At 53.3% G+C, this 25,824-nt stretch carries 17 protein-coding genes; 4 read left to right on the plus strand and 13 right to left on the minus strand.

What is annotated here, in order from left to right:
- Position 1: 1 nt before the first annotated feature.
- Positions 2–2,593, plus strand: coding sequence for a glycoside hydrolase family 3 N-terminal domain-containing protein (locus tag ABNT34_RS03255; protein WP_348728772.1), 2,592 nt, complete (start codon positions 2–4; stop codon positions 2,591–2,593).
- 100 nt (positions 2,594–2,693) lie between these two features.
- Here ABNT34_RS03255 and ABNT34_RS03260 read toward each other — a convergent pair whose 3' ends face one another.
- Together ABNT34_RS03260 and ABNT34_RS03265 are read right to left on the minus strand one after the other, a co-directional pair.
- Complete coding sequence (locus tag ABNT34_RS03260) at positions 2,694–5,345, minus strand: tetratricopeptide repeat protein (RefSeq protein ID WP_348728774.1); 2,652 nt, start codon at positions 5,343–5,345, stop codon at positions 2,694–2,696.
- Positions 5,332–6,555 (minus strand): hypothetical protein, encoded by a 1,224-nt coding sequence (locus ABNT34_RS03265; protein ID WP_348728775.1) that lies wholly within the window; start codon positions 6,553–6,555, stop codon positions 5,332–5,334. The genes ABNT34_RS03260 and ABNT34_RS03265 overlap by 14 nt, the downstream gene beginning before the upstream one ends.
- Positions 6,556–6,862: 307 nt before the next feature.
- Between ABNT34_RS03265 and ABNT34_RS03270 the strand changes: the two genes are divergently transcribed.
- Both ABNT34_RS03270 and ABNT34_RS03275 read left to right on the plus strand, forming a co-directional pair.
- Positions 6,863–7,609, plus strand: coding sequence for a hypothetical protein (locus ABNT34_RS03270; RefSeq protein WP_348728776.1), 747 nt, complete (start codon positions 6,863–6,865; stop codon positions 7,607–7,609).
- 154 nt (positions 7,610–7,763) lie between these two features.
- Positions 7,764–9,692 (plus strand): sialate O-acetylesterase, encoded by a 1,929-nt coding sequence (locus ABNT34_RS03275; protein WP_348728777.1) that lies wholly within the window; start codon positions 7,764–7,766, stop codon positions 9,690–9,692.
- A gap of 8 nt (positions 9,693–9,700) precedes the next feature.
- Here the strand turns inward: ABNT34_RS03275 and ABNT34_RS03280 are convergent, their stop codons facing one another.
- A complete protein-coding gene (locus tag ABNT34_RS03280; protein WP_348728779.1) occupies positions 9,701–10,573 on the minus strand; it encodes a TIGR02285 family protein in 873 nt (290 codons plus the stop codon).
- 76 nt (positions 10,574–10,649) lie between these two features.
- Positions 10,650–11,447 (minus strand): cytochrome c, encoded by a 798-nt coding sequence (locus ABNT34_RS03285; protein WP_348728780.1) that lies wholly within the window; start codon positions 11,445–11,447, stop codon positions 10,650–10,652.
- Positions 11,448–11,610: 163 nt separating this feature from the next.
- Here ABNT34_RS03285 and ABNT34_RS03290 point away from each other — a divergent pair, with 163 nt between their 5' ends.
- Positions 11,611–12,327, plus strand: coding sequence for a class I SAM-dependent methyltransferase (locus ABNT34_RS03290; protein WP_348728781.1), 717 nt, complete (start codon positions 11,611–11,613; stop codon positions 12,325–12,327).
- 3 nt (positions 12,328–12,330) lie between these two features.
- Here ABNT34_RS03290 and ABNT34_RS03295 read toward each other — a convergent pair whose 3' ends face one another.
- The 9 genes from ABNT34_RS03295 to ABNT34_RS03335 all read right to left on the minus strand — a co-directional run bounded on the left by ABNT34_RS03295 (position 12,331) and on the right by ABNT34_RS03335 (position 25,721).
- Positions 12,331–13,173 (minus strand): transporter substrate-binding domain-containing protein, encoded by an 843-nt coding sequence (locus ABNT34_RS03295; RefSeq protein ID WP_348728782.1) that lies wholly within the window; start codon positions 13,171–13,173, stop codon positions 12,331–12,333.
- 137 nt (positions 13,174–13,310) lie between these two features.
- Positions 13,311–14,513 (minus strand): pectate lyase, encoded by a 1,203-nt coding sequence (gene pelA, locus ABNT34_RS03300; RefSeq protein ID WP_348728783.1) that lies wholly within the window; start codon positions 14,511–14,513, stop codon positions 13,311–13,313.
- On the minus strand, positions 14,513–17,587 hold the full coding sequence (locus tag ABNT34_RS03305) for a TonB-dependent receptor (RefSeq protein ID WP_348728784.1): 3,075 nt from the start codon (positions 17,585–17,587) through the stop codon (positions 14,513–14,515). Before ABNT34_RS03305 ends, pelA begins: the two co-directional genes overlap by 1 nt.
- A 197-nt stretch (positions 17,588–17,784) precedes the next feature.
- On the minus strand, positions 17,785–19,407 hold the full coding sequence (locus ABNT34_RS03310) for an NADP-dependent glyceraldehyde-3-phosphate dehydrogenase (RefSeq protein WP_348728786.1): 1,623 nt from the start codon (positions 19,405–19,407) through the stop codon (positions 17,785–17,787).
- Positions 19,408–19,493: 86 nt separating this feature from the next.
- On the minus strand, positions 19,494–20,453 hold the full coding sequence (locus ABNT34_RS03315) for a sugar kinase (protein ID WP_348728787.1): 960 nt from the start codon (positions 20,451–20,453) through the stop codon (positions 19,494–19,496).
- A 13-nt stretch (positions 20,454–20,466) separates the two neighbouring features.
- A complete protein-coding gene (gene eda / locus ABNT34_RS03320) occupies positions 20,467–21,138 on the minus strand; it encodes a bifunctional 4-hydroxy-2-oxoglutarate aldolase/2-dehydro-3-deoxy-phosphogluconate aldolase (protein WP_348728788.1) in 672 nt (223 codons plus the stop codon).
- Positions 21,135–22,649 carry a mannitol dehydrogenase family protein gene (locus ABNT34_RS03325; protein ID WP_348728789.1) on the minus strand — a complete coding sequence of 505 codons (1,515 nt, stop codon included), beginning with the start codon at positions 22,647–22,649 and terminating at the stop codon, positions 21,135–21,137. Before ABNT34_RS03325 ends, eda begins: the two co-directional genes overlap by 4 nt.
- Positions 22,646–24,082 (minus strand): glucuronate isomerase, encoded by a 1,437-nt coding sequence (gene uxaC, locus ABNT34_RS03330; RefSeq protein ID WP_348728790.1) that lies wholly within the window; start codon positions 24,080–24,082, stop codon positions 22,646–22,648. The genes ABNT34_RS03325 and uxaC overlap by 4 nt, the downstream gene beginning before the upstream one ends.
- A gap of 76 nt (positions 24,083–24,158) precedes the next feature.
- Positions 24,159–25,721 carry an altronate dehydratase family protein gene (locus ABNT34_RS03335; protein ID WP_348728791.1) on the minus strand — a complete coding sequence of 521 codons (1,563 nt, stop codon included), beginning with the start codon at positions 25,719–25,721 and terminating at the stop codon, positions 24,159–24,161.
- Between the last annotated feature and the right edge of the window lie 103 nt (positions 25,722–25,824).

Here is a 25,824-nt window from a genome sequence, read left to right on the forward strand (position 1 = left end):
TATGCAAAAAGAACTCAGCGCCGGCTTGCTGCTGTCTGCCAGTCTTATTATCAGCGCCTGTGGTAAAGCACCGGCGCCACAGCCGGCAACCACTCAACCAGACACACCTGTTGCAGTTGCAGACACTTTAGACACGCCAAAAATTAAGCCTGAAAACTGGCCACTACAGCCATCCCCTATCGCCCGCCAGCCAGCGATTGAGGCCAAAATCAAAGCGTTGCTGGTGCAAATGAGCCCGGCACAAAAAGTTGGTCAGCTGATCCAGGCTGATATCGCCTCAGTCACGCCACAACAAGTGCGGGATTATTATCTCGGCAGTGTGCTCAATGGCGGTAATTCGGCGCCCGGCCGTGACAACAGAGTCGGCCCCAAAGCCTGGTTGGAACTGGCCGATGCCTTCTGGCAAGCCAGCACCGACACCAGCGATGGCCGGCCATATATTCCGGTGATGTGGGGCACAGACGCCGTACATGGCCACAGCAATGTCAAAGGCGCCATTATTTTCCCGCATAACATTGGTTTAAGCGCGATGCGTGAACCTAAACTTTTGCGCAAAATCGGCCAAATCACTGCGATTGAAATGCAGGTCACCGGCCTCGACTGGACTTTTGCCCCGACTATCGCCGTGGTGCGCGACGACCGCTGGGGCCGCACTTATGAATCTTATGGCGAAGATCCGGCGCTGGTCGCATCTTACGCGCCGGAAATTCTGCAGGGTATTCAAGGCGTTCCGGGCAGCGCCGACTTCCTGCGCGGTAATCACATGCTGGCCACCGTTAAACATTTCCTCGGTGATGGCGGCACCATAAACGGTAAAGATCAGGGCGACAATCAGCACAGCGAAGCCGATTTACGCGACCTGCATGGCCTGCCCTATTACAGCGCGATCAAAGCCGGCGCCCGCGTGGTGATGGCGTCTTACAACAGCTGGTACGGCGAAAAAATGCATGGTTTCCAGCCAATGTTAAGCGACGTGCTGGTCGGCCGGATGGGCTTTGATGGTTTTGTCGTTGGCGACTGGAACGGCCATGGTCAGGTTAAAGGCTGCACGCCGACCGACTGCGCCAATGCGCTCAACGCTGGCCTTGATATGTTTATGGCGCCGGACAGCTGGTTGAAGCTGTATGACAATACGCTGGCACAGGTCAAAGACGGCCGTATCTCAATGGCCCGCCTCGACGAAGCGGTCAGCCGCGTGCTGCGCATTAAGGCCGAGATGGGCCTGTTTGAGCAGGTGCTACCGTCCAAACGCCCACTCGCCGGTAAGTTTGAGTTGCTGGGCAGCACCGAACATCGGGCCGTGGCGCGCGAAGCGGCGCGTAAATCGCTGGTACTGCTGAAAAACAACCAACAACTGCTGCCAATCAAAGCCAGCAGCAAAGTGTTATTGGCCGGCGATGGTGCGGATCATATAGGTAAACAAAGTGGCGGCTGGACCTTAAGCTGGCAAGGCGCCGGTAATAAAAACAGCGATTTCCCCAATGGTGAATCGATTTATGCTGGCTTCAAAGCTGCGCTCACCGCCGGTGGCGGCACAGTCGAACTGAGTGAAAACGGCCGTTTTACCAACAAACCGGATGTCGCCATTGTGGTTTTTGGTGAAGAACCTTATGCCGAGTTTGTTGGCGATCGCGCCCATCTGGCTTTTGATGACAGCCGCGCCTTGCAAATCCTGACCGAATTAACAGCCCAGGGCATTCCGACGGTGTCGGTGTTTTTGTCCGGCCGGCCATTGTGGGTCAATCCGGAGCTGAACCAGTCTGACGCTTTTGTCGCGGCCTTTTTACCGGGCACTGAAGGCGGCGCTGTGGCTGATGTGCTGGTGCGGGCGCCGGATGGCAATATCCGTTATGACTTCCAGGGCAAACTGCCATTTTCCTGGCCAGCCGATGCCACCGGCAAGCCACTGAATATCGGCGATGCCGACTATCAACCGCAGTTCGCTTTTGGGTACGGCCTGACTTATCAGGATGATGTGCAAGTGGCTAAACTCAGCGAAAACTCTGGCATCAGCGCCGATTTAGTAGTGAACTTCAGCCGTTATCTACATGCAGGTAAAGCGGTCAGTCCATGGCAGTTGCAGTTACTGGACGGAGATACTGTGGCTGTGGTGACAGATCCGCAGCAGCAATCGGCGAGCGGCGCCCTAGCGAGCAAAGCGACAGACCGGCTACAGCAGGAAGACTCTATGCTACTGACATTCAACGCGCCAGCCACTGCGGCAATAGCCCATGCGCAGCAGCAATCCATAGACCTCGCCCGCCAGGCCAATGGCGACATGGTGCTGGAACTGGAATATCAGCTGCTGGCTATGCCGGCACAAAATGGCAAAGTACAGCTCGGCATGCGCTGCGCATCTGGCCAACCCGGCAGTGAGAGCCAACTCGACTTCACCGGTTATTTCGCCGGCCAACAAGGCAAAGGCTGGCAAACACTGAAGATCCCGCTGCGCTGTTTCACAGACAACAACAAAGCCTTTGACCTGAGCAAAATCAGCCATCCGCTTTTGATCAGCGCCGGCAAAGGCCTGCAACTGCAGCTGGCAAGAGTTCGTTTAACGGAAAACGAAGGCAGCGGCATTTGTGGCGGCTGAACAATCAGATTTACGCTTGTCTCTGCATTAAAAGACCGGCTCAGCAAAATTACTGAGCCGGGCTTTTTTGTGCGAGAACTAAATTCCAGCGTAGATGATCCTAAGTTGGCAAACGCTTTTTTGCATCATTTACGATTTGTTCAGCTAGTAATTGCATTTCCTGTGGCAGATCCTGAAGTTTTGCTTTTGCCCCGGAGAGCATATACAACGCTTGTTGCATGGGTTGTAAGTACTGCCAATGCGGGCTGTCAGCCATCCAGTCTGCCAACCGCTCTGCGAGTCCAAGTCGGCTACATTCCCAAACTTGCTCTCGTAATCTAAATGCTGCCTGCACATGTTTATTATGAGCTTTAAACGCCAGAGTATTTAAGGCCGACAATGCCATTTGCTGATTATTCAGGCACAAATGCGCTTGTAGCAATAATTCATCAGGCTGCTTTTTATCTGGTAATTGAACGACATCCTGATAAAACTTTAATGCCTCAGCTTTTTTATCCTGCTCCCATAACAATCTGGCGAGATTTACGATTGGATAAGGATTACTACTATCAAGCTCGATTGCCGTTCGATAAGATTTTTCAGCGTCGTCATAATGTTGACGATGATGCTGCAAATTTCCCAACCCATTCCAAGGTGCAGCATACTTGGGATCAAAAAGCATCGCTTGCAGATATGCATGCTCAGCTTCGGTATCATTTCCTAAATGATTGCTAAGCAAATTTCCAAGATTGTTCCATATATAAGCGGAATCCGGAGAACCCAACTCGATCGCCTTCAAATAGGCATCCTTAGCCTCAGCATATCTTTCAAGATGGTAATGCAATAGTTTACCTAGATTTTCATACGCCACTGCATCGTCAGGACAAACTTTCAACCATAAATTTATTGTCTGCAATGACCATGAATCTTGAAAAGCAGAAAGGTGCAACATTGACGCAATCCGTAATGCTTTTGGCTTGTTAGAAAAGCAATACTGGATTTGTTGAAAGGCTAGCTTCGAATCTGGAAAATCAGGGAAAAAATCGAAATTCTCAGTTGCTTTACTCAATTGTTCAAGTGCTTCATCCTCAAGCAATTGTTTCAAGTTACGATTAATGTCACTGAAAGTGCTCACTAGGGCTGTAAATTGTTTCTCATTTATCCAAGCCGTCGTATAAGCAAGCTTCTCTTTTTCTGATAATCTCATGCCAATATTGCCGAATATTGTCTTGAACAGCATTTGTTTTTCAGCTTCGTCTTTAGAAAATTGGCAATTTTTCAGAATATCTGCCGCTCTCTTAATCCTGTGTAAATAGTCGTCAGCGCCTTTAAAATCCCTATCAACACCATCAAATTCAAAAATTTTATGTAGCGCCTCCCGTTGTTGCTGTAACTCTTTTAACAACTTCCAGCGCAATGCATGTTTTTCCGGTAAGTGCTCAGGTAAAGCATCTGCCAACGCCTGTTCATATTCCCAATCGTAACTGGATTGCGATGAATAATTCAGCCGATGTTTGGCCCGATCACAGAGTTCCTGGCTGCTAAACCATAACCGCATAAACTCCACCAGCCAGTTCAGCTTCAGGCGTTGACGCCTGGATGACAGCCGCATCAAATACCAGATATTGAAAAATCGTTCGGACACCTGATAACCGCTGCGTGTGGTGCCGTGCAAGCTGGTCTTCTCTATCAGTCCTTCAAGTTCCAGCCGTTGTAATTGAGGACTAATACTCGATTTAACGATTTGCGACATCTCGGCCAGTTTAGCCAGCGAGATTGGCGCCCAATATTCGAGAATATGCGCCAGCAATTTACGTGGCAATTCGGCCAAAGACTCCAACCTGGCTTTATATAGAGGGGTCATACTGTCGAGCAATGCTTCCAAATCAGTGCGAATATCAACCGACTGATTGCTGGCAAGCAGCTCATACAACATAACTGTTGTGCGCGGATTTCCTCCCGACAACTGCCTTAATATTGGCAGCCGCTCCGGCTGATTTTGGATTTGTTGCTGCATTAGTTCTGCAGCAGTTTCTCCACCAAAGGTTCGTGCCAACGCCAGTAGGGCTTGTTGCATCTCAGCAAGTGACAACGGCCGTAATTCCAATACCCGAAAAAAATCCAGAAAAGCATCATGGTACTGGCTATTCGCTTCCAGACTCTGGTAACTGCCACCAACCCACATCAATCGGCTTTCCTGCTGTAAAATCGTGCGTAGGGCCCACTGTCCTTGCTTCCCCAAATTATTTAGTAGCATGTCCGTGTTATCAACGAGTAGTAACAACCGACGCTTTAATCGCTGCGAGGTTTGCACTATGGTGTGCAGATAAGCATCGGCCTGTAAATCTATAGGCATAGCTGCGATAAGGCTTGCTTCCGTATCAAGCTCTGCTGTTGGCTGCCCGATGCGTTCCAGGCTATCCGCCAGACTGTCCAGAACGTTGGCCCAAAACTGTGCCAGATTATTCACCGTGTATTGTTCTTCCGGAAAGCGCAGAGCCAGCCAACATTCGGCCAAATCTGGTTCATCTGAAATTGTCAAAGCGAGGCGTTGCATCAAGGTTGATTTACCCATACCTCTGGAGCCCACCAGCAACATATGCTGCGGCACCGTTTGGTCAGACAATTCTTTGATTGTTCTTGTTAACTCTGCCAATTCAAATTGCCGGGCTACGAAAATCGCCCGCAGTTGCTCGGCACTCCACAAATGTGGATTGTACTTACTGATAGCTGCAAAACCACCAGATGGGGCTAGCGAATTAAAATCCGACATGGTTTCGACTCCACCAATCTCGTAATGGGAAAGCTAAAAACTGTACGCAGCCTTTTTCATTAGGCTGACTGATGTAGCCCTCGTCATTGAGACGAACAATCAGCTTTTGCAAAAGGTCGGCCCGTTTATCCGGATTGATCTCATGAGCCGACAAACGCTGGTTTAGTTGCTGTAAGGTAAAACCATCAGGTTCACGCGACAGTAACGTCAATAATGCCAGACAAAACCCCAGTTCAGGCTCTACCAGCAAATTGCTGAGTCGTTGTTTCCAATGAATAAAACGGGAACGTTGATTCAGCATGTATTGATAAGCAGTTTCTAAATCAGTGGCTGTGAGCTCACCACAGGCTATCGTACCGTCCGCTGGTGCCAGACCGGTTTCTTCATACCTGATTCTGGCGGCTCGCATGGTTTCATCCAACAACCAACAGATGTAGTAAGGAGAGCACCACCCTAGATTAGACATTGCGGTGTCTGCCAATTCTTCATTACTCGTCCATTGTTGCTTATCAGCAAAGTAACACCACATCGCTGTTGCTTCTTTTTTGCGCATCGGCCCCAACGGGAATTCATAGCAGTCGTTCATATGAACAGTCAGGCGATAACTTTCCAGCAAAGACTGCAAGCCGATAGAACCAGTAAAGACAAAACGCCAGTTCCCTTGTTGACGCCATTGGCGAAGCACGATTAGTAGCTGTTCTGCCTCAGTATTGCCATTACGCAACAACCGTTCTAACAAAACAGGAAACTCATCTATCAGTAATAACAAAGGTTGGTTCTGCAGGCGTTGTTGCAATGCCAGTGCTTGGGCTCCCCATGGAATATCAGGACGAGCATTCAGTGCAACACTGACACCACCTCCTCCGAAAATCTCCGGCAATTGAAATTCGACTTGCTTTAACCGACTAAGCCAGTTACTGGCAGCCTGCTTCTTTTCGGAGAGAAAGTGTGTAATCCCTGCAGCCGGAAAGCTTTGATCAATCAACTCGAGGAATTGCTCAACTTTGGTGATATGCGACACATCAAGACGTTTTGCCAGTACGCCTTTTGCACTGGCTTGCTCTGTTATACGAATCATCAAAGATGTTTTACCAAGACGTCTCACGCCGGGCAAAGTCAGATGGTCATGCTCCAAGTGCTGCCAAACATCTCTTAACTCTTGCTCTCGCCCAAAAAAATCATCACCAGTGGCAGGATTACCTACTTTCATTGGTCACTCCCAAATAAGGAATTCATTTCCAGCAGAGCATAATACACATACAAATAAATTCAAATTTGAATTTATTCATTTTTGAATTTATTTGTACTCCAATTTGATTGCTACTCATTCCGAAGCTTAGGAAAGTAAATCTCAACGCCAACCGATGCATCGGCAACGATAGGTGGTTCAGAATACCCCCCAAACTCCTGACATTTGTCACCCGCTCTTGCTGATAGCTGACACTGCAGTGGCAACCGGCAATCCGCCATCATGGTCACAACAACGCCAGGGTGGCGTTACACAAGGAGCACACAGCATGAAAACCACAACTCACACTTTATCTACCCAATCGCTGCGTCTGGCTTTGCGCTCAGTCTTTTTGCTGGGCGCCTTAGCTGTCAGCCAGCTGGCGCCGGCGGCTGAGGCCGTGTCAAATCCGCTGCAGGCGATTGACCTCGCCAGCCAACAGCTGGATGTTCAGGGACTGCAGCAACTGAGTCAGCAGGCGCAGGACGATTATCTGTTTGCCTACGCGCAGTATCGTCTGGCGGTTACCGCTTCGGTGCGGGCGGATGAAGCGGTGTTAAAGCCGGCTTTAACGGCAGCTGCCGACCGGCTGGAGCAACTGGTCGCCAGTGAACCGGCGGCGGGGTTAAAAACCGAGGCGCTGGCCTTGCTGGCGCTGACCCGTGGTATGCAGGCTGGCTTTTACCCATTAAAAGGCATGTATTATGGTCAACGCTCAACGAAAGCGCTGGATGCCGCCACCGCACTACAGCCGGAAAACCCGCGTGTGACACTGGCTGCCGCTATTCTGGCTTATCAGACACCCAGTTTATTTGGCGGCGATAAAAAAGCCGCGTTGCAACATGCCAACGCAGCAATCAATGGCTTTGCGGCGCCTTGTCAAAACATCTGCTGGGGGGAAGCCGAAGCTTATGTCTGGCGCGGTTTAGCCAAAAAAGAAGCCGGCGATCTGGCAGGTGCTAAAGCCGACTGGCAACAGGCACTGCAACTGGCACCTGACTACGGCTGGGCAAAACAGCTGCTCCAGAGCGTCTGAACCAGCTGCCGCTAAACTAACTGCCATCACTTCGCAGCGCCCGCTGTTATGAAATTTCACCGGGCGCTGACCTTTCCTGCCAATACCGTTGTCTGTCAGTACAGACCTGTTAGTCTGGACGCTTCTGCCGGAATAACTTCAACGGAACTGTCTGATGCCAAAGCTGTTTTCGACCTTAATGCCCGCTCTGTGCCTGTCTTTGTTGTGTTCGGCAGCCTGCCAGGCCGACATTCGCCTGCCCAAACTCATCAGTGACCATCTGGTGTTACAGCGTGACCAGCCACTGCCACTTTGGGGCTACGCTACACCGGGTGAACAGGTAACTATCCATTTGAATGGCTCGGCTGCCGGCGCAGTGATAACAGACGCAGCTGGCCACTGGCAACTGACTTTGCCGTCACAACCAGCCGGGGGGCCGCATCTGCTGGAGTTTCAGGGCCAGAACCAGCTACAGGTCAAAGATGTGTATTTTGGCGATGTGTTTGTCGCCTCAGGCCAGTCCAATATGGAACTGACAATGGCGCGGCTGGAAGAGGCTTATCCGGCCGATTTGCAAAACGCCAACTATCCGCTGATTCGCCAGTTTAATGTGCCACAACGTTATGATTTTAAAGCTCCACAGCAGGATCTCCCTGAAGGACAATGGCTGGTGGCCAGTCCGGCGACTATTCAGCATTTCTCCGCATTGGCGTTTTATTTCGCCCGCGATTTACAAGCGCACAGCAAAGCAGCCATTGGCATTTATAACGCAGCGCTTGGCGGTTCGCCGGTCGAATCCTGGCTGGATGAGTCGACACTCAAACAATTTCCGGATGCTTATCAACTGGCGCAGCTGTACAAAAGTGACGCGCTGATCCAACGGGTTGAAGCGGCGAATCAGGCGCAGTATGCGGATTGGCAGGCGCAGCAGCGCAAAAACGACAAAGGCCTGCATGACCAGACGCCTTGGTATTCCACTGAACTCGATGACAGTCAGTGGGCTGATTTCCAGGTACCGGGTTATCTCAAGGACGACTTCACCGGCGTCTGGTGGCTGCGAAAAACCATCCAGTTAACCGCAGAGCAAGCGGCGCAGGCGCGTGTTTTGCGCCTCGGTTCTATCGTCGACGCCGACGAGGTGTACATCAACGGCAGTCAAATCGGCAATACCACTTATATGTATCCGCCGCGGCGTTATCCGCTGCCACAAGGGCTGCTCAAGGCGGGCGACAACCTGATTGCGGTCAGGGTCAGTGTGATGAATGGTGCAAACAACCGCAGTGGTTTTATCCCGGATAAACCGTATTGGCTGGGTACTGACCAGCAGCAACTGTCGCTGGCCGGCCCATGGAAAATGCGTACTTCTGGCGCATCCCCCGCGTTGGCGCCGGATACCGTCGTGCGCTGGAAACCGCTGGGACTTTACAACGCGATGATTGCACCGCTGCAAAAGCTGCCGGTTAAAGCCGTGTTGTGGTATCAGGGCGAATCCAACGTCGGTGCTTATCAACAGTATGAACAGCGTTTTCGCGCCATGATCCGCCAGTGGCGTGCCCAGTGGCAGCAACCGGATTTACCGGTTTTTTATGTGCAGCTCGCCAATTACCTGCCAAAGCAACCAACGCCGCAGCCAAGCAGCTGGGCCGGACTACGTGAAGCGCAGGCCGCTGTGCTTAGTGAGCCCAATACGGCTATGGTGGTCGCTATTGATACCGGCGAATGGAATGACATTCATCCGGTCGATAAACGCACTTTGGGCAGCCGGATGGCTTTGGCGGCGAGGGCTGTGGTCTACGGCGAACCAATCGAATATCGCGGACCTGTGCTGAACAGCATCAGGCGCGAGGGGGCGTCCCTGCAGCTGACCTTTGATTTTGCCGGCAGCGGCCTTCAGCTCAAACCCGGTCAGGCTTTTGCTATTGCCGGCAAAGACGGCCAATTTGTCTGGGCAAATGTGCAGTTAAAAGACGGGCAAATCTGGTTATCGCACCCGCAAGTGCCAGCTCCGACCCAGGTACGGTATGGCCATGCCGACAATCCGGACGCAGTGCTCTACAACAGCGCCGGCTTGCCCGCGTCGCCTTTTAGCGCTGCTCTTCGTTAATGCACAGCTCAGCGCACCCGGACAGTGCCAGCCGGTGCGGCTGTGCCTGTCTGATCAAAGTGCTGGTCAAACATCGGCGACTGCGCCATATAATTTTTAATCAGCAGGCGTGAAGCCGGGCTTAGCCAGTCCAGTAAAGCTGCACGGTATTGCGGATCATGCCGTAATTGCGCTAACGCCTGATTTACCGCTTTGATTTGGCCTTTGGCCTGCTCATTAATACTGCAGGCGACATAGACCTCAACGACAGCCGCCATCCCAAGCACAGGCATCGATTTCAGTTCTACATCAGGCAATTGCTGCGCCAGATAAAACATCCGGTCCGGATATTCCAGCACATAATCGGCGCGTTTGGCTTTGAGCATCTGCACCAGATTGGTATCTGTCGCCGACACCTGCAACAACTCAGGCAAATGGTCAGTGATCTGCGGCGGATAGGTGCGTTGTTGTTCAACCATGCCGCGCCACGCCTGACCAAACAGCCAGTTCAAATCCACAGCAGTTTGCCCCTGCAGCTGGCGCCACAACGGGTGATCGGCTCTGGCGACCAGTTGCAGATTCGGGATCGCCGCCGCAGGTTCAGAGAATTGCAAAAATGTCTGGCGCTGCGGCGTTTTCAGCAAACCAAATAAACAATGCGATTTTTGCTGTTGCATCATCTGCTGACGCATCGTCAGCGTCGAGATATGCAGCTGATGCTCGTACTGCGGCAAAGCCGCAATCAGCCGGTTCAGCATCACATCATATGCGCCTTGCCCCTGTTGCGGTCCCTGCAGAATATTCACCGGCGGCCAATCCCGGATAAACCAGTCCATGGTGTCAGCCAGGGCACTGTGCACAACCGCCAGTGACCCAAACAACCATACACCCAGCCTGTACATGTCAGCCTCTTTGTCATTACCACGCTGTATATAAAGCATACACAGTTTTCTGAAACGATAAAGTCCAACTTTCAGCTCAGCGTTTGATCTTCTGTTGTTTCATCTGTTGCAGATAAGCCAGCACCGCATCGATCTCTGCATCGCTGAAAAAGCCGAAAGCCGGCATTTTTGACTGGTAACGGTAGGATTCCGGATTTTTAATGAAGGCTGTTAAATCATGGCGTTGCCAGTATTCAGTGACATTTTTCGGTGCATTGAGTTCAGGGCCCAGCACCCCGCCCTGCAGATTGATCGAATGGCATTTCAGACAATTCTGTTTAAACAGCGCAAAACCCTGCTGCACTTGTGCTGACGCGCCTGCGGCCGGGATCACCTGCGCATAACGGTCTTGAAAGCGGATTAATTCAATCTTGACCAGCTGATAAGGCCAGGCAAAATGCTCTGCAGCTTTGCCGGCACCGGGCCAGACCAGATAAAACGGCGCCGGCGATATTAAACCTTTGCCTTGCTGCAGCGGCGTGAACTCAAAGTCTGGTTTGTCAGCCTCAGCAAACACCAGCATCGCCTGCTGCTGTTGCAGTTGCGCCGCCGACAGCGTGGGCGCATAACCGTCGCTGGCGGTCAGCACCAGCGTGTCATCGTCCTGCAGCGGCGGAAAACCGGTTTTTTGCAGCAAAGCAGCAAAGTTGAAACCACGGTAACTTTTGTGCTGATTGTAAGACGGGTCATCCAGGCTGACCTGCTGGACCGGCAGTTGTTGTTGCAATTGCGAAAGCGTCCAGTTTTGACTCTGGCCACTGTGGACTGTGGTTAGTACCGGCGTTGCCAGCACCGGCCAGAGCCAGCAACTGAATAAAAACAGCCATAATTTCATCGTTTTTCCCTCAACCTGTTGCCGTGATTATTAAGCCGCCCGGCCGCAACGCGGTCAAGCCTTCATCAGTGAATTATCCCCGTTGGTCACAGCCGCGAGCATCTGTCTGGATTGGTATGCCAGTCTGCCCAACGACCTCCCCTGTTTTTGCAAGGACTGACCGATGAAAGCATTGTACCTGAGTCTGCTGGCTGCGCTGAGTTTGCAGCTGTCTGCAGCCGATCTGAACCTCAGTGGCCGCAGTGCCGCTGATTTAAAACGCGACCTGACCAGCAAGCCGGCTGAGACGCTGGCGCTGCTGCCGGTAAAACCGGGCCAGCAAGTGCTGGATTTATTCGGTGGCAATGGCTATTACAGCGAACTGATGGCGCAGTTAGTCGGTCCTTCCGGCAAAGTATTGCTGCACAATAATCAGGCTTATCTGAAATTTGTCGGCGACGCGCTGCCACAGCGCTTAAAAGATGGCCGTTTACCCAATGTGGTACGTTACGATCGTGAATCCGATGCATTGGGTCTGACGCCCAATAGTCTCGATGGCGTGTTGTTTGTGATGGGTTACCACGATTTTTACCACCAATCCGAAGGTTGGGCAGTCTCACGTGATCAGGTACTCAACCAGATTAAGACCGCATTAAAACCAGGTGGTTATCTGCTGGTTGTCGACCATCAGGCCAAAGCTGGCTCTGGCCACAGCGCCGCGCAGGAATTGCACCGCATCGACAAACAGGATGTGATTGCTGAATTAACCGCTGCCGGTTTTGTACTGAAACAACAAAGTGATGTGCTGCATAACAGCGCCGATGATCACAGTCTGATGGTGTTTGATCCGGCGATCCGTGGCAAGACGGACCGCTTCACCCTAGTGTTCAGCAAACCTTAGTGTTCAACAAGCCTTAGCATCACACCCGGTTGGCGCAGCAGGTTGAAACAACGGGTCCTGCGCCATCGCCAGCCGCAATTCCTGCCGCGACTGCTCGCTGAGCAGTTGCAACCAGGCCTGCTGGTACTCCGTCTTCGTCCGCAGTTGTTGCAGCGCCAGGTTAATTGCCTGAATTTGTGCAGCTGCCGCCGGTGTGTTCTGACAGGCGATATACACCGGCACTACCGGCGGTTCGCCCTGCAACCGGGCATAACGCAAAGCGACACTCGGATGACTCTGTGCCAGATAATGCAGCCGATCCGGATATTCCACCACGTAATCGGCCCGGCCTGCTTTAAGCATCGCGACTAAATCTGTTGAATTATCAGACACCTGCAACAACTCACCGGCATATTGCTGCACGTTTTGCGGATACAGTCTTTTGTATTCGACCATGCCGCGCCAGGCCTGTTGTAGCAATGAAGCTAATTCAATACTGGCGCTGGCCTGAGTGGACTGCCACAGCGGATGTTCGGCCAGCGCAGCCACACGCAGCGCCGGTGAATAAAAGGCGGTATCAGAAAACAGCATCTTTTTTTGCCGCTCTGGTGATTTCAGCACCCCAAACAAACAATGCGGTACATTCTGCTGCATCAATTGCTGACGTTTAGTCAGGGTGGCAAATTGCTGGCGATGTGAATACTGCGGCAAGGCCGCAATTAATTGTGCCAACATCTGATCATAAGAGCCCTGACCTGCGTCCGGCCCCTGCTGGATATTAAACGGCGGCCAGTCGCGCACATACCAGTCAATTGCATACGCCTGCGTGGCATAAAACAACAACACCACCAGCCAGAATTTGTTCATGCGCATCCCTGCATTTTGTTACATTATCAGGGACTAATATATCGGAACACGACGCGCTTACAAGCGAATTCTTCGCGCCTTGCAAAGAAAGGCCAACTGCGCAAATCAGACGACTCCTTCTGGCTCTGCAAGCCCGGCTACAGCGTTACAGGCGACGCACACTGCGCCGCCAGTTCCGGCTTTTTCTTCCAGGCTTTCAGCACGTTTTTGGCGTTACTCTGATACCAGCCGTAGCCTTGCTGGCGCTCCAGCGACAGCTGATTGACGTCGTGGTAGACCTTGCCGTCGCGGTCAAAAAACACCGGCTGTTGTTGTGGCAAACTGTAAAAACGTGCCCAGATTTGCGCACCTTTTTTCTCTACCAGCTTTGAGCCTGCATCATCACGCTGCCAGACTTTGTCGCGGATTTGATGCTGCGCTAGCCAGGCCACACCACTGCACAGCGCCGGCAAAACTCCGGGTTGTTCAGGTGCTTTGTCTAACAGCAGCTGTAACACCGCCGCGCTTTCACTGCTGACCAGACTGATTTGCTCAAACTTACGCGCTGCGACCGGTTCACCGCTCAGCGGATGATGCTGCGCTGTCCAGACGGTGCCTTGACCATTGACGCTGACCTGCGCCGCTACCAGCCAGGCCACGCCTTTGGCAAAACCAGTTTGCGCTTTGCTGCGAAGGTCCGCGTTCAGCCACTGATACTCAGGCGCATTGGCGATATCCCACAGCAAATTCAGCAAGTCTGTCATCACATTGTCGTTCAGCGTCACCGCATCATGGTAACTGCCGCGTAGCGGATAAGACTGGGCAAAACCACCATTGGGATATTGCGCCCGCAGCACAAACTGCACAGCCAAAGTCAGCGCACTGCGGATCTTGGCCTGATCCGCTGCTGTAGCTTTTGGATAATAAGCCGCCAGCCAGCGCATTTGGCTGCTGGTGGCGCCATTGTCAAAAGTCGGAATATAAGCAGGCTCACTCCCCGCCAGCTGACCGGGTTTGCGCACTTGCTGCATATCAGTACGTTTACTCCAGCCGCCCAGCACCGTTTGATAACTCAGCACTGCCTGTAACTGCGCAGAATTGCTGATAGCGTCCAGGCCAAAGTTTTTCGCTTTGACTGCCGGCAGCGGCGCGCTTAACTTTGCGCCCGCCAGTTCGCTGTTAAGCTGCTGTTCTAACAGAGCGAGATCCCTGGCAGACTGCGCATGAAAGGCTTGCCAGTCGGCACTCAAAGGCTTTGGGTGGTACCACAGATCAGGTGTGCCGGCCGCAGCGGCCGGCCCTCCTGCGATCCCAACTGACAACAGACTGGCGAATAGCAGCGCCAGAACACCTTGTTTCATCAGAAATTCCCCCGGATCCCAACCAGATACTGCCGGCCGGTGAGCAGGTATTCTACTGGTCTTGAGGTATACACATCACTCCATTGCTCAGTCGGCGCATTGGTTAAGTTAATGGCTTCAAAGCTCACAGACAAATTGCTGTTAATTTTGTAGCGCGACGAAATATTCAGCTGGCCTTTGTCTTCATAACCGCGGCCCCAGTTACCTTCGTCTTTGTATTTATCCAGATATTCTTTGATATAACGTTCGCGGAAGTTATACGACAGCCGCGCACTGAAATCATTATGCTCATAATACAGCGTCCAGTTGTAATTAAGCCGCGAGGTTTCTTCCGCCAGCAGGCTGATGACGTTTTTGCTCATAGGGTCGGCCACATCGCGGTCGTAATCAATCCAGGTTAAGTTTGATGTCACGCCAAAACGATTCCACGGCTCGGGCAAAAAGCTGAACGGCTGTTGATAAATCAGTTCGGCGCCACGCACACCTTCGGCCGGGGTATTCAGCAGTTGCGTCACATCCCAGGTCACAGCCGCCGGGTCGCGCGAACCTAAGTCGATACCGAGGTTTTTCAGTTGGTCCGCATCTAACACTTCCTGGCGTGAGCCTTTACTCAGGCCAGTGATGTCTTTGTAAAACACCGACAGCGCCAGCAACGCTTCTTCGTCAAAATACCACTCTAAGGCGAGGTCGACCTGGTCTGATTCATAAGGCCGCAGCGTTGGGCCTGCGCCCATTTCGATAGTGGCGGTCGGGTCTTTATCATCCGGTGTGTTCACTTTAATCGCCGAGGCTAAATCAGCAATAGCGGGGCGGGTAATGGCGCGCGACAGGCTTAAGCGGCCTACCAGTTCTTCGGTCAGGTCATAGGCCAGGTTTAAGCTTGGCAGGAAATCTTTGCCGTTACTTTCGGTATAACGCCAGTCGTGACCACCGGCTAACGCCGCACCGGCGCCGCGGCCAGCGGTGTAACCGTCGGCATAGATATGGTCCAGATTCACAATACCTGAGGTATTAGTGTTATCGATATACCGGCCGCCGATATTACCGCGCAGTTCGCGCCCGCCCAGTTCATAACGAAAATCGAGCTGAACAAAAGCACCTGTGACTTTCTCTTCAATGTCATAAGTAGCGTTATAACGTTGTTTGGCTTCAAAGAAGCTTTCGCCGGAAAAGGCTGCCATCACTTTTTGATAGTCAGTGGTCAGCCAGCTGCCGGCTGTTAAGGTGGAATTACCCGGCACATCGGCGGCTTTGCCAAAATGCTGCCCTGCGGCGTCCAGCGAAATACCGTACAAAGCGCCTGCGATGCGCGCCGCCGGTAAGCCCAATACCAGCGATTCTGCGGCGTCACCGCTGGTTTTGTTAGTTGCGGTATTCAGCACTTTCCAGCCATTGTCATATTGCACGTTGTAGGTGGTGAATTCGCGTTGATTCAGGCCCCATTTCAGCGTCAGTTCGTCACTGAGTTCATACTTAAAGTTGACGCTAAAATTAGTATTTTCGCTGTTAATTTGCTGGTTACGGTTACGAACCAGGCCCACTTTGTACAAATCAGGATTCAGCATCAACGCCTGTAATTCGGCCTGGCTATAAGTTTTGCCAAAGGCCTGCCCCGGCGCAAAAGCAAAGGCCGGCATATCCATATGCATGTTGCCGCTACCAATGGCGGTGCCTTTAGTGCCAATCAGGCTGACCGGGTCGATATTGCTGTCATAGCTATAGGCAAAAGTGGAGTTGTTGGCGTCCAAAGCAAAAGTGCGCTGATACGGGATGTCCAAATCTGATTTGCCAATCCCGGCGAGGAAAGTCATCTGTAGCGCATCGCTGATTTGCCAGTCACCGGAAAAAGTCGCCTGATTAAAGTCAGAGGTCGACACATCCTGCCGCGCTTCGGAGCGGATTGGCACACCGGATAAAGTGCCGGCCACCACAGTGTTGTTGGCGTCCACCACCAGATTTTCGGCGTAAATTTTGGTTTTGCTGGAGACGTTACCGCGCAGCAGCGCTGAATACTGGAATTCATCCATGGTGCTGTCGAGCTTGGCGTGCAGCAGGTCAAAGTTCAGCAGCAGATTGTCGTGCGGCCGGTACTGCGCGGCGGCGGTTAAGCCCAGCCGGTCCTGCTGTTTATTAAAAATCGAATACCGCGGAATACGTGGGATCCACAGGCCTTCCATATTGGCGTTGGTATAAGCGCCTTTGGGGTCTAGTTGCGTCACCGGCGCGGCGGTTAATTTATTGCCGGCGTTGCCGGTTTTCCACGACGGGTTATTCACGCTCCAGCGCACTGTGGTCGCGCCTTCACTTTGCACCAGACCTTCGGAATAAGCAGCTGACAACAGCAAACCAAAGTGGTTGTCCCAGTTTTTGCTGAACATCAGTGAAGCGCGCGGCGTGACTTCAGACGCCACATCGTTGTAACGCGCATTGAGGTTATAAGCGAATTTGTCGTCCTGATATTGAAATGGCCGCGCCGTTTGCAGGTTGACGTTGCCGGAAATACCGCCGTCTTCCAGTTCTGCCGCGGCGGTTTTGTTGATATCAATCTGGGTGAATAACTCGGAGGCAAAGACGTTAAAGTCAAAAGCCCGGCTTTTATTAGCGCCGCCCGAGGCGTCGGTGGCGGCGCCGGCGGATGCTGATTCCATACCGTTAATAGTGGTTTTAACAAAAGTGGCACCTAAACCACGCAGGCTGATTTGGCGGCCTTCGCCGGCGTCTTGCTCAATGGCAATACCCGGCACCCGCGCCAAGCTGTCGGCGATGTTTAAATCCGGAAACTTGCCTAAGTCTTCCGCCAGAATGGTTTCTTTGCTGCCAACCGCTTCGCGTTTCGCCGCTAAAGCGACGTTAAGGCTACCGCGAAAGCCTGAGACTTCAATGACTTCAATCTCATCGGCTTTGGCTTTATCAGTTTTTTGCGCGCTGCTTGCTTCGGCGCTGGTGGTGGTTGCAGTTGCCGTTTGCTGCGCCAGCGCTGGAGCCGCCACCAGACCAAGGCCTAGCCAGACCGCGTGACTAAGCACTTGCAGTGTGAAATGTGGGGTTAAATGGTTTTTTTTCTTCTGTGTCATACCCTGTCGTCCTTTCTTGTTGATTTATATTGTTTTTTATTTCTACGTCCTGCGTTCCCCCGCTGCTGCGACAGGCAACTGCAGCAGCGGGTTTTTTACTTCTCTGCGGTTTGTACCGGCTTAGCTGTGATTTGTCACAGCTAACTGCCACCGGTGGCAAATTACCGGTAAACTGGCACAGCAATATCTAACAATGGCTAGAACAAAAAGTCCGTCGCCAAAAACGCTGAATCGCGTTGCCGCACCATGTCGCGCACTAAGCTGATGCCCGCTTCATTGCCTTTGGTCGCGACCAAGGTCGGGATCGAAAACTGATGCAAAGCGTCCTGCACCGACAAAGTGCCCTCCGCCGAATCTTTGCGGCCAGTAAACGGAAAACTGTCCGGGCTGCGCTGACATTGGCTGTTGATATTGATGCGGCCTACTTGATTGGCGAATATGTCGACTAAAGGGCCTATCGCGCGGCCATCGGTGCCGAAAATACTCAATTGCTGGCCAAAATTGCTGTGAATGACATAGTCGATGACTTCCGAAATATCGTCATATGGCACCACCGGCACTAAAGGCCCGAATTGCTCTTCCTGATACAACCGCATCGCGGGCGACACCGGATACAGCAGCGCCGGGCGCATCAGACTGCCGGCAAAATCGCCGCCGCCGTGATTCACCACTTGCGCACCGTGCTCGCGAGCATCAGCAATCAAAGCCGCCATAGTTTCGGTTTTGCCCGGCTCCGGCAATGGCGTGATTTGCGCGCCGGCCTGCCAGGGCATCGCCAGTTTCAGTGCATCGATTTGCGCCGCCAGCAACGGCAACAAAGCGGCAGCCTGGGCGCGTGGTACAAAAATGATTTTTAACGCGGTACAACGCTGACCATTAAAGGCCAAAGCGCCGGCAATGATTTCTTTGGCACTGGCTTGCAAGTCTGCACAAGGCAACACAATCGCCGGGTTTTTCGCATCAAGGCCCAGCACCGCTTTTAACCGGTGCGGTTTTGGGTGCAGCCGTTTTAAATCACTGGCGCCTTTGTTGGTGCCGATAAAGGCCAGTACATCGACTTTACCGCTTTGCATCAGCGCACCAACTGTTTCACGGCCACGACCATAAATCACGTTAATGACACCGGCCGGGAAACAGTCGCGAAAGGCCGCAAGCAAAGGCTCAATCAACAACACGCCGTATTTCGCCGGTTTAAATACCACAGTGTTGCCCATCATCAGCGCCGGGATCAGCGTGGTGAAGGTTTCATTCAGCGGATAATTAAAAGGCCCCATACAAAGCGCCACACCCAGCGGTACACGGCGGATTTTGCCGAGCACACCCTGCTCGGTAATAAAATGACTGTCGGCGCGGTCTTGTTGCTTCAGCGCCTGAATAGTGTCGCGAATGTAATCGCAGGTCCGGTCAAATTCTTTCGCGGCATCTGCCGCATTTTTACCGATTTCCCACATCAGTAAGCGCACCACTTCGGTCCGTTTTTGCTGCATTGCGCCAAGGAATTGCTCGACATGGCGAATACGCTCAAACAGCGGCATTGTTGGCCATTCACCGCGGCCCAAATCATAAGCGCGCACGGCAGCGTCCAGCGCTGTCAGTGCCGCCGCGCTGTCCAGCAATGGCGTAGCGCCCAGCCGCGCCGGTTCAATGTCGCCGCTGGTTTCAGCGCGGATTTGCACCGGACTCAACACTTCCGCCAGCTCGCCAGACCAATGGCAGAGCTCACCATCAATCAGATAGTGCCGCTGCGCCAGATAAACAGGCGCCGGAAATTCCGCCGCGACTTGCGCGGCGCTCGGGAATAACAAAGTTAACTCAGACATACACAGTTCCTCATATAGTAAAGCGTGTCGTGTCCGTGGTTGAAAATGCTGGTCGCGTTTAGCGCAACTCTTTTTAAATCAGCGTATTACAAACTGTAATGCGCCTTAAAAGTGCGGAAATTATCCATACTGACAATAGCGCCGGTGTGTTCGACGACAAAACCAGCCAGCGCCGCCGCCAACTGTGCCGCCGCTTTGGGTGATTGCCCGGCGAGACGCGCCGCCAGATAACCGCCGTTAAAAGAATCGCCAGCTGCTGTGGTATCCACCACTTTTTTTACTGTCACTGCCGGCATCACAAAACGCTCACCGCCGGCCCAGACCACAGCACCGTCTTTGCCGTTTTTCACGATAATTTCGCCAGTGCCGAGCGCTTTGAGCTGCTTAATCACATCGTCACAGTGCCCGGCGTTAAAAAGCACTTTATGGTCATCAAGGCCAGGCAGCGCGATGTCTGACAGCGCATAAGCGCGTTCAAAGGCGTCGCGGCATTGCTGCACGCTTTGCCACAGCACCGGGCGATAATTCGGGTCAAAGCCAATCCTGACGCCGGCGGCTTTTAATTCCGCTACTAAGGCGAATAAATCTTCGCGGTCCGCTGCAGATAAAATCGCCAGGCTAATACCAGAGAAATAAAACCAGTCAGCACTGGTCAGCGGGCTGATGTCGTTGCGGGCGCGAAACAGCTGCAACGTTTGTTTGGCGGCTGAACTATCGCGCCAGTAGACAAAACTGCGCTCGCCAAAAGCGTCGGTATTGATCATGTACAAACCGGGCCGGGCGGTTTTGCTTCTGAGCAACAAACTGCTGCCGAGTTTTTCTGCTTCCACCGCCGCCAGCAATTTATCGCTGATAAGGTCAGTACCAATCGCCGAGAAAAAATCGACCTGCAGCGCCGGATTAACCCGTTTGAGGTACACCGCGGTGTTAAACACATCGCCGGCGAAATTCTGGTGGTAGACGTTTTCCACGAGCTGATACAGCTCGACCATACATTCGCCGAAAATCACCACACGTTGTGATTGCTGTTGTTGCGTTGTTGCCATCAGCAGGCTCCTGTCAGGCCGTTTTTTTCAGTTGTGGCGCTTGTTTATCGGCTAACACATCTGCCGCAATTTGCAGCGACTGTTCGGTCAGCCGGCGCACGGCGTCATAGTCAGCGTTTTGCAGCGCTGCGGCTGGGGTCAGCCAGCTGCCACCGACGACAAACACGTTCGGTAAGGCCAGATAAGCGGCCAGATTGTTGATACCGATGCCGCCGGTCGGGCAGAACTGCACTTCGGGTAAAATGCTACGTACAGCCGACAACAAGCCCGGACCGCCACTGAGATGCGCCGGGAAAAACTTCAGCTCGTTTAAGCCCATTTCATGCGCAGCAGCCATTTCAGTGACGGTCTGCACGCCGGGCGCTAACGGCAAGCCGGTCGATAACATCGCTTCCAGTAATTTCGTTGTGGCAGCCGGACTCACCAGAAACTGCGCGCCAGCCCAGGCACAGGCCTGTGCCTGTTCCGCGTTTAACACAGTGCCGGCACCGACCAGCAGCTCCGGCAAGGCAGCGCGAATGGCGGAAATCGCTGCTAAGGCTTTTGGCGTGCGCAGCACCACTTCCACAGCTTTCACGCCACCTTCCTGCATGGCACGGGCGATAGCGACCGCCTGCTCCGGCTGTTCGGTCTGAATAATAGGCAGCAACGGGCTGCCGTTTAATAAGGTCGATAAGGCCTTCATGCATTAACTCCGGAGATAAACTGCGATAAATCGGCGGTAGCGCCGCTCAGGATTGGGCTCAGCTGCTGATAGGCCTGCCAGAGCGCAGAGACAAAAGCGGTCTGATTAACAAGGTCAGCGGCAAAAATACTGTCGAGCGCCAGCCACAGTGGCACATCGGTGCGGGCATCACCGGTGCACTGCGCGGCGGTAGCCAGCAACAGCGGCGCCAGCGGGTCGACTAATGCCGGTGCCTGCTCGCCAAGCTGCTGCGCCTGCTGGGCGCGCAGACGAATAAACTGCAGCCAGCTGCCGATGGCCAGCGCCAACAGCTGCACCGAGCGGCCGGCGGCTAAATTGTCGCGGATCACCGGCAATAAACGCATTTGCAGCTTTTGCGAGCCGTCCCAGGCAATTTGCGCCAGTAAATGCCGCACGGACGGATTTTCAAAACGGCGGAAAATATCGGCGCTGTATTGCGCCAAATCTAAGCCATCCACTAACGGCACTGATGGCAGAATTTCATTGTTGACCAGCGCCTGCACCAGCTGGCTTAACTGCGGCTGCGCCATCGCATCGAACACCGTCTCGATCTTCAGCAGCGAGCCGAGATAGGCCAGCGTGGAATGCGGCGCATTTAACAACCGTAATTTGGCTTTTTCAAAGGCGGTGACGTCTTTGGTGAAAATCACCCCAACCTCGCGCCAGGCCGGCTGGTCGGCCGGCAGAATATCTTCCACCACCCACTGGCAAAAGGCTTCGCGTTTGACCGGCCAGGCGTCCTGCACGCCAAGCCGTGTGGCAACTAAATCACGCAGCGCGTCGTCAGTGGCCGGTGTGATGCTGTCGACCATAGAACATGGGCAAATCAGGTCGGTAAGCTGCAGTAAAAAGTCGACATCTTTGGCGAAAACAGCGGCATTGGCGGCGAAACAACGCACAGCGGCTTTTAACTTATGGCCGTTATCGGTCAGGTTGTCACAGCTCATCAGCGTCAGCATGGGCAAACCGGCCTGATGACGCAGCCACAGCGCTTGCGTCAGCAAACCAATGGCGGATTTGGCTTGTGATACTGCATCCGGCAGCTGTAAATCGGCGGCGATGTCGGCATGGTTTACATCCAGTGCACCGCTGCTGTTCAGGCAATAACCTTTTTCGGTGATGGTCATAGTCACATATTTGCAGCTGGCTGACGTTAAGCGCGCCTGCACTTTGGCGTAGTCCAAAGGTGCCACCAGCACTTCAGCGATGCTGCCAATCAACGATAACTGCGTGTCTTGTTCCATCTGCGCTAAAGCATAGAGCCCATCCTGCGGGTTCAGCGCTTCAGCCACGTCCTTGCTTCGCATCGACACAGCACAAATGCGCCAGTTGCCACCGGCTTTGGCCATCGCTGCATCAGTGTAAAACGCCTGATGGCCACGGAAAAATGCGCCCGGGCCTAAATGCACGATACCGATCTGCGGACTTTCGCCGTTTTTTAAATAGGCCGGTAACAAGGTGCCGGCATTTTGCAGATTTAACCGCTTCATAACTGGTACGCCTGTTTTGCTAAGCGGTACGTCAGGTCATAAGCCAGTTCATGCGCTTCGTCTTCGTTTAGACGGTGTTCAGCCACCAGTTGGGCGAGGAAACGACAGTCGATGCGCCGCGCCACGTCATGCCGCGCCGGAATGGACAGGAAAGCGCGGGTATCGTCGTTAAAACCACAAGTGTTGTAAAAACCAGCAGTTTCAGTCACCTGATGACGGAAGCGCAGCATGCCTTCCGGTGAATCGTGGAACCACCAGGCCGGGCCTAGTTTTAACGCCGGATAATGGCCGGCCAGCGGCGCCAGCTCGCGGGCATAGGTGGTTTCGTCCAGCGTAAACAGAATAATGTTGAGGCGCGCTTCGTTGCCGTATTTTTGCAGCAGCGGTTTTAATGCCTGCACATATTCGGTCGGGCTGGGAATATCAGCGCCTTTATCCGGCCCAAACCGCTCAAATATCACTGCGTTGTGATTGCGGTGTGCGCCCGGGTGAATTTGCATCGTCATGCCATCTTCCAGGCTCATGCCGGCCATTTCAGTCAGCATCTGGCCGCGGAACAGCTCAGCATCGGCGGCACTGGCGCCTTTGAGGCAGCGGGCGAATAAGGCTTCGGCCTCGGCCAGCGACAAATCAGCCGTATTGGCGGTCGGGTGGCCGTGATCTGTTGCCGTCGCGCCATGGTCGCGGAAAACGGCGCGGCGAATTCGGAGCGCCTGCAGATAACCCTGCCAGTTGCTTGTATCTTCGCCGGTGATCTCCCCCAGTTTCTTCACGTTCGCGGCAAAATCAGCGCGGTCGGCATCGACCACATCGTCAGGCCGGAAGGTGGTGATCACGCGTTTTTCAAAACCAGTGCCTTTGAGTTTGGCGTGGTGTTTTAAGTCATTCAGCGCGCCTTCGGTGGTGGCAATCACTTCGATATTAAAGCGGTCTAACAGCGCGCGCGGTTTAAAGGCTTCGGTCGCGAGCGCGGCATTGATATGGTCGTAATACAGATCCGCCGTCGCCGGGCTCAGGCTTTCGCGCAGGCCAAACACGTCGTGAAACACGGAATCCAGCCACATCCGCGACGGGGTGCCGCGGAACAGATGGTAATGCGCGGCAAAAATATGGAAGATTTTGCGGTAGTCAGTTTCCACCGCCACGCCATCACGGCGGCGGATGCCAAGTTGTTCCAGCGTGATGCCCTGGCTGTACAACATGCGGAACACATAGTGATCCGGCAGCAACAACAGGCTGGTGGCATTATCCCAGTTCTGGTTGTCGGCAAACCAGCGCGGGTCGGTGTGACCGTGCGGGCTCACAATCGGCAAATCTTTAATCCGTGCATACAAGCGCCGGGCGATATCACGCTGCAGCGGATCGGCGGCAAACAGCCGGTCGGGGTGTAAGGCTAAAACTTTACTTGATGCTGTATTGCTCTCTGCGCTCATCTTTGTTCTCTTCGCTGTTTGCCCGTATTTATTCAAGGGCCAATTAATTTCTGCCGTTGCGGCCTGTAAAGTGCTGTTAAAGCGTCACGCCGTTTTTCCAGATGGCGATCTCTTTGTTCTGATAAATTTCATTGCGTGTCCGCTGCCCGGACGCCACAGCAACCAGATAACGGAAAAATTCTTTTGCAAATTCAGCGGGTTGTACGCCCGGTTGCAACATGGCGCCGGCGTCATAGTCAATCCAGGTCGGTTTACGCACCGATAAGGCGGTGTTGGAACTTATTTTGACGGTCGGCACCGGAAACCCCAGCGGTGTGCCACGGCCCGTGGTGAATAACAACAAGGTCGCACCGGCGGCGGTTAAGGCAGTAGACGACACAGCGTCATTGCCCGGGCCTTGTAACAAGGTCAGGCCCGGCACTTTGGCGCGCTCGCCATAGCCAATCACTTGCTCGACCACAGCGCTGCCGCCTTTTTGGATGGCGCCTAAGGATTTTTCTTCCAGTGTGGTGAGGCCACCGGCTTTATTGCCAGGGCTGGGGTTTTCATACACCGGCTGGTTATTGGCGATGAAATACTGTTTAAATTCATTGACTAAACTGACGATGTCGCCAAACACTTCCTCGGTGCGCGCCCGCGCCATTAACACTTGCTCAGCACCGAACATTTCCGGTGTTTCGGTCAGAATCACTTTGGCACCGGCACTGGCGGCTAAATCGGCGATTTGGCCGACCAGCGGGTTGGCAGTCAGGCCAGAAAAACCATCTGAGCCGCCGCATTTCATGCCAAAGCTGAGTTTGCTGATAGGGCAAGGCTTACGCGCGTCAAAGGCCATCAGCTGCAACAATTCAATCGCGGCACTCAAGCCTTCTTCGTCTTCGTCGGTGACCTGCTGGGCGTTAAAAGCGCGGATACGCGCCGGATCCAGATGCTCCAGCCCCATTAACAAAGTCGCCAACTGATTGTTTTCACAGCCCAGGCCAATAATCAGTACAGCGCCGGCATTGGGGTTTTGCGCAAGGCCAGCCAATACGCTGCGGGTATGGGCTAAATCGTCGCCCAGCTGCGAGCAACCAAACGGATGGGTATAAGCAAACACGCCGTCGATATTGGCGAGCTGCTGTGCGTCAACATACTGCTGCGCAGCTTTGGCGATGCGGCTCGCCGCCTGATTGACACAACCGACGGTATTCAAAATCCATAGCTCATTGCGAGTGCCAACATCGCCATTGGCGCGGGGATAACCCATAAATTCAGTCGGTAAATCCGCAGGATAATTGCCGTTGTCGGTAGTTAAACCGCTGTACTGATAAGCCAGCTCACCATCGAGCGCCGTTTTTAAGTTATGGCTATGGATATGACCACCGGCCGGCACGTCCTGTGTCAGCACGCCGATGGCATAACCATATTTGATCACGCTGTCACCAACCTTTAAGGCCGTCAGCGCAAATTTGTGGCCGGCCGGTACTTCTGCCGGCAACCGGATGTCGCCACTGGCGGTGCTTAATACCAGACCTGCGTCGAGCTGCTGCAAGGCGACAGCGACATTATCGCGTGCATGCACCTGCCACAGCAGGATGTCCGGCGTTTGTAAAAGCGGCGCGCTGCAGCCGGGTTTTAAGTTTGCTTCGATTGCCATTACGTCAGCACCTGTGTTCTTGATTGGTTGCAGCGGCTTCGCTGCGACCGGTTATTTCGTTTATTTTTATATGCTGTCTATCGGTAGCATTCCCGACCGACAA

It is taken from the genome of Rheinheimera texasensis, assembly GCF_964031785.1.
GTDB classification, from domain to species: domain Bacteria; phylum Pseudomonadota; class Gammaproteobacteria; order Enterobacterales; family Alteromonadaceae; genus Pararheinheimera; species Pararheinheimera texasensis_A.

Coding starts and splice junctions, on each gene's coding strand:
- ABNT34_RS03295 (WP_348728782.1), bottom strand. CDS start 13,173: ATGAACAAATTCTGGCTGGTGGTGTTGTTGTTTTATGCCACGCAGGCG.
- ABNT34_RS03305 (WP_348728784.1), bottom strand. CDS start 17,587: ATGACACAGAAGAAAAAAAACCATTTAACCCCACATTTCACACTGCAA.
- ABNT34_RS03255 (WP_348728772.1), top strand. CDS start 2: ATGCAAAAAGAACTCAGCGCCGGCTTGCTGCTGTCTGCCAGTCTTATT.
- ABNT34_RS03275 (WP_348728777.1), top strand. CDS start 7,764: ATGCCAAAGCTGTTTTCGACCTTAATGCCCGCTCTGTGCCTGTCTTTG.
- ABNT34_RS03335 (WP_348728791.1), bottom strand. CDS start 25,721: ATGGCAATCGAAGCAAACTTAAAACCCGGCTGCAGCGCGCCGCTTTTA.
- pelA (WP_348728783.1), bottom strand. CDS start 14,513: ATGAAACAAGGTGTTCTGGCGCTGCTATTCGCCAGTCTGTTGTCAGTT.
- ABNT34_RS03260 (WP_348728774.1), bottom strand. CDS start 5,345: ATGTCGGATTTTAATTCGCTAGCCCCATCTGGTGGTTTTGCAGCTATC.
- ABNT34_RS03290 (WP_348728781.1), top strand. CDS start 11,611: ATGAAAGCATTGTACCTGAGTCTGCTGGCTGCGCTGAGTTTGCAGCTG.
- eda (WP_348728788.1), bottom strand. CDS start 21,138: ATGAAGGCCTTATCGACCTTATTAAACGGCAGCCCGTTGCTGCCTATT.
- ABNT34_RS03265 (WP_348728775.1), bottom strand. CDS start 6,555: ATGAAAGTAGGTAATCCTGCCACTGGTGATGATTTTTTTGGGCGAGAG.
- ABNT34_RS03325 (WP_348728789.1), bottom strand. CDS start 22,649: ATGAAGCGGTTAAATCTGCAAAATGCCGGCACCTTGTTACCGGCCTAT.
- ABNT34_RS03280 (WP_348728779.1), bottom strand. CDS start 10,573: ATGTACAGGCTGGGTGTATGGTTGTTTGGGTCACTGGCGGTTGTGCAC.
- ABNT34_RS03310 (WP_348728786.1), bottom strand. CDS start 19,407: ATGTCTGAGTTAACTTTGTTATTCCCGAGCGCCGCGCAAGTCGCGGCG.
- uxaC (WP_348728790.1), bottom strand. CDS start 24,082: ATGAGCGCAGAGAGCAATACAGCATCAAGTAAAGTTTTAGCCTTACAC.
- ABNT34_RS03270 (WP_348728776.1), top strand. CDS start 6,863: ATGAAAACCACAACTCACACTTTATCTACCCAATCGCTGCGTCTGGCT.
- ABNT34_RS03315 (WP_348728787.1), bottom strand. CDS start 20,453: ATGGCAACAACGCAACAACAGCAATCACAACGTGTGGTGATTTTCGGC.
- ABNT34_RS03285 (WP_348728780.1), bottom strand. CDS start 11,447: ATGAAATTATGGCTGTTTTTATTCAGTTGCTGGCTCTGGCCGGTGCTG.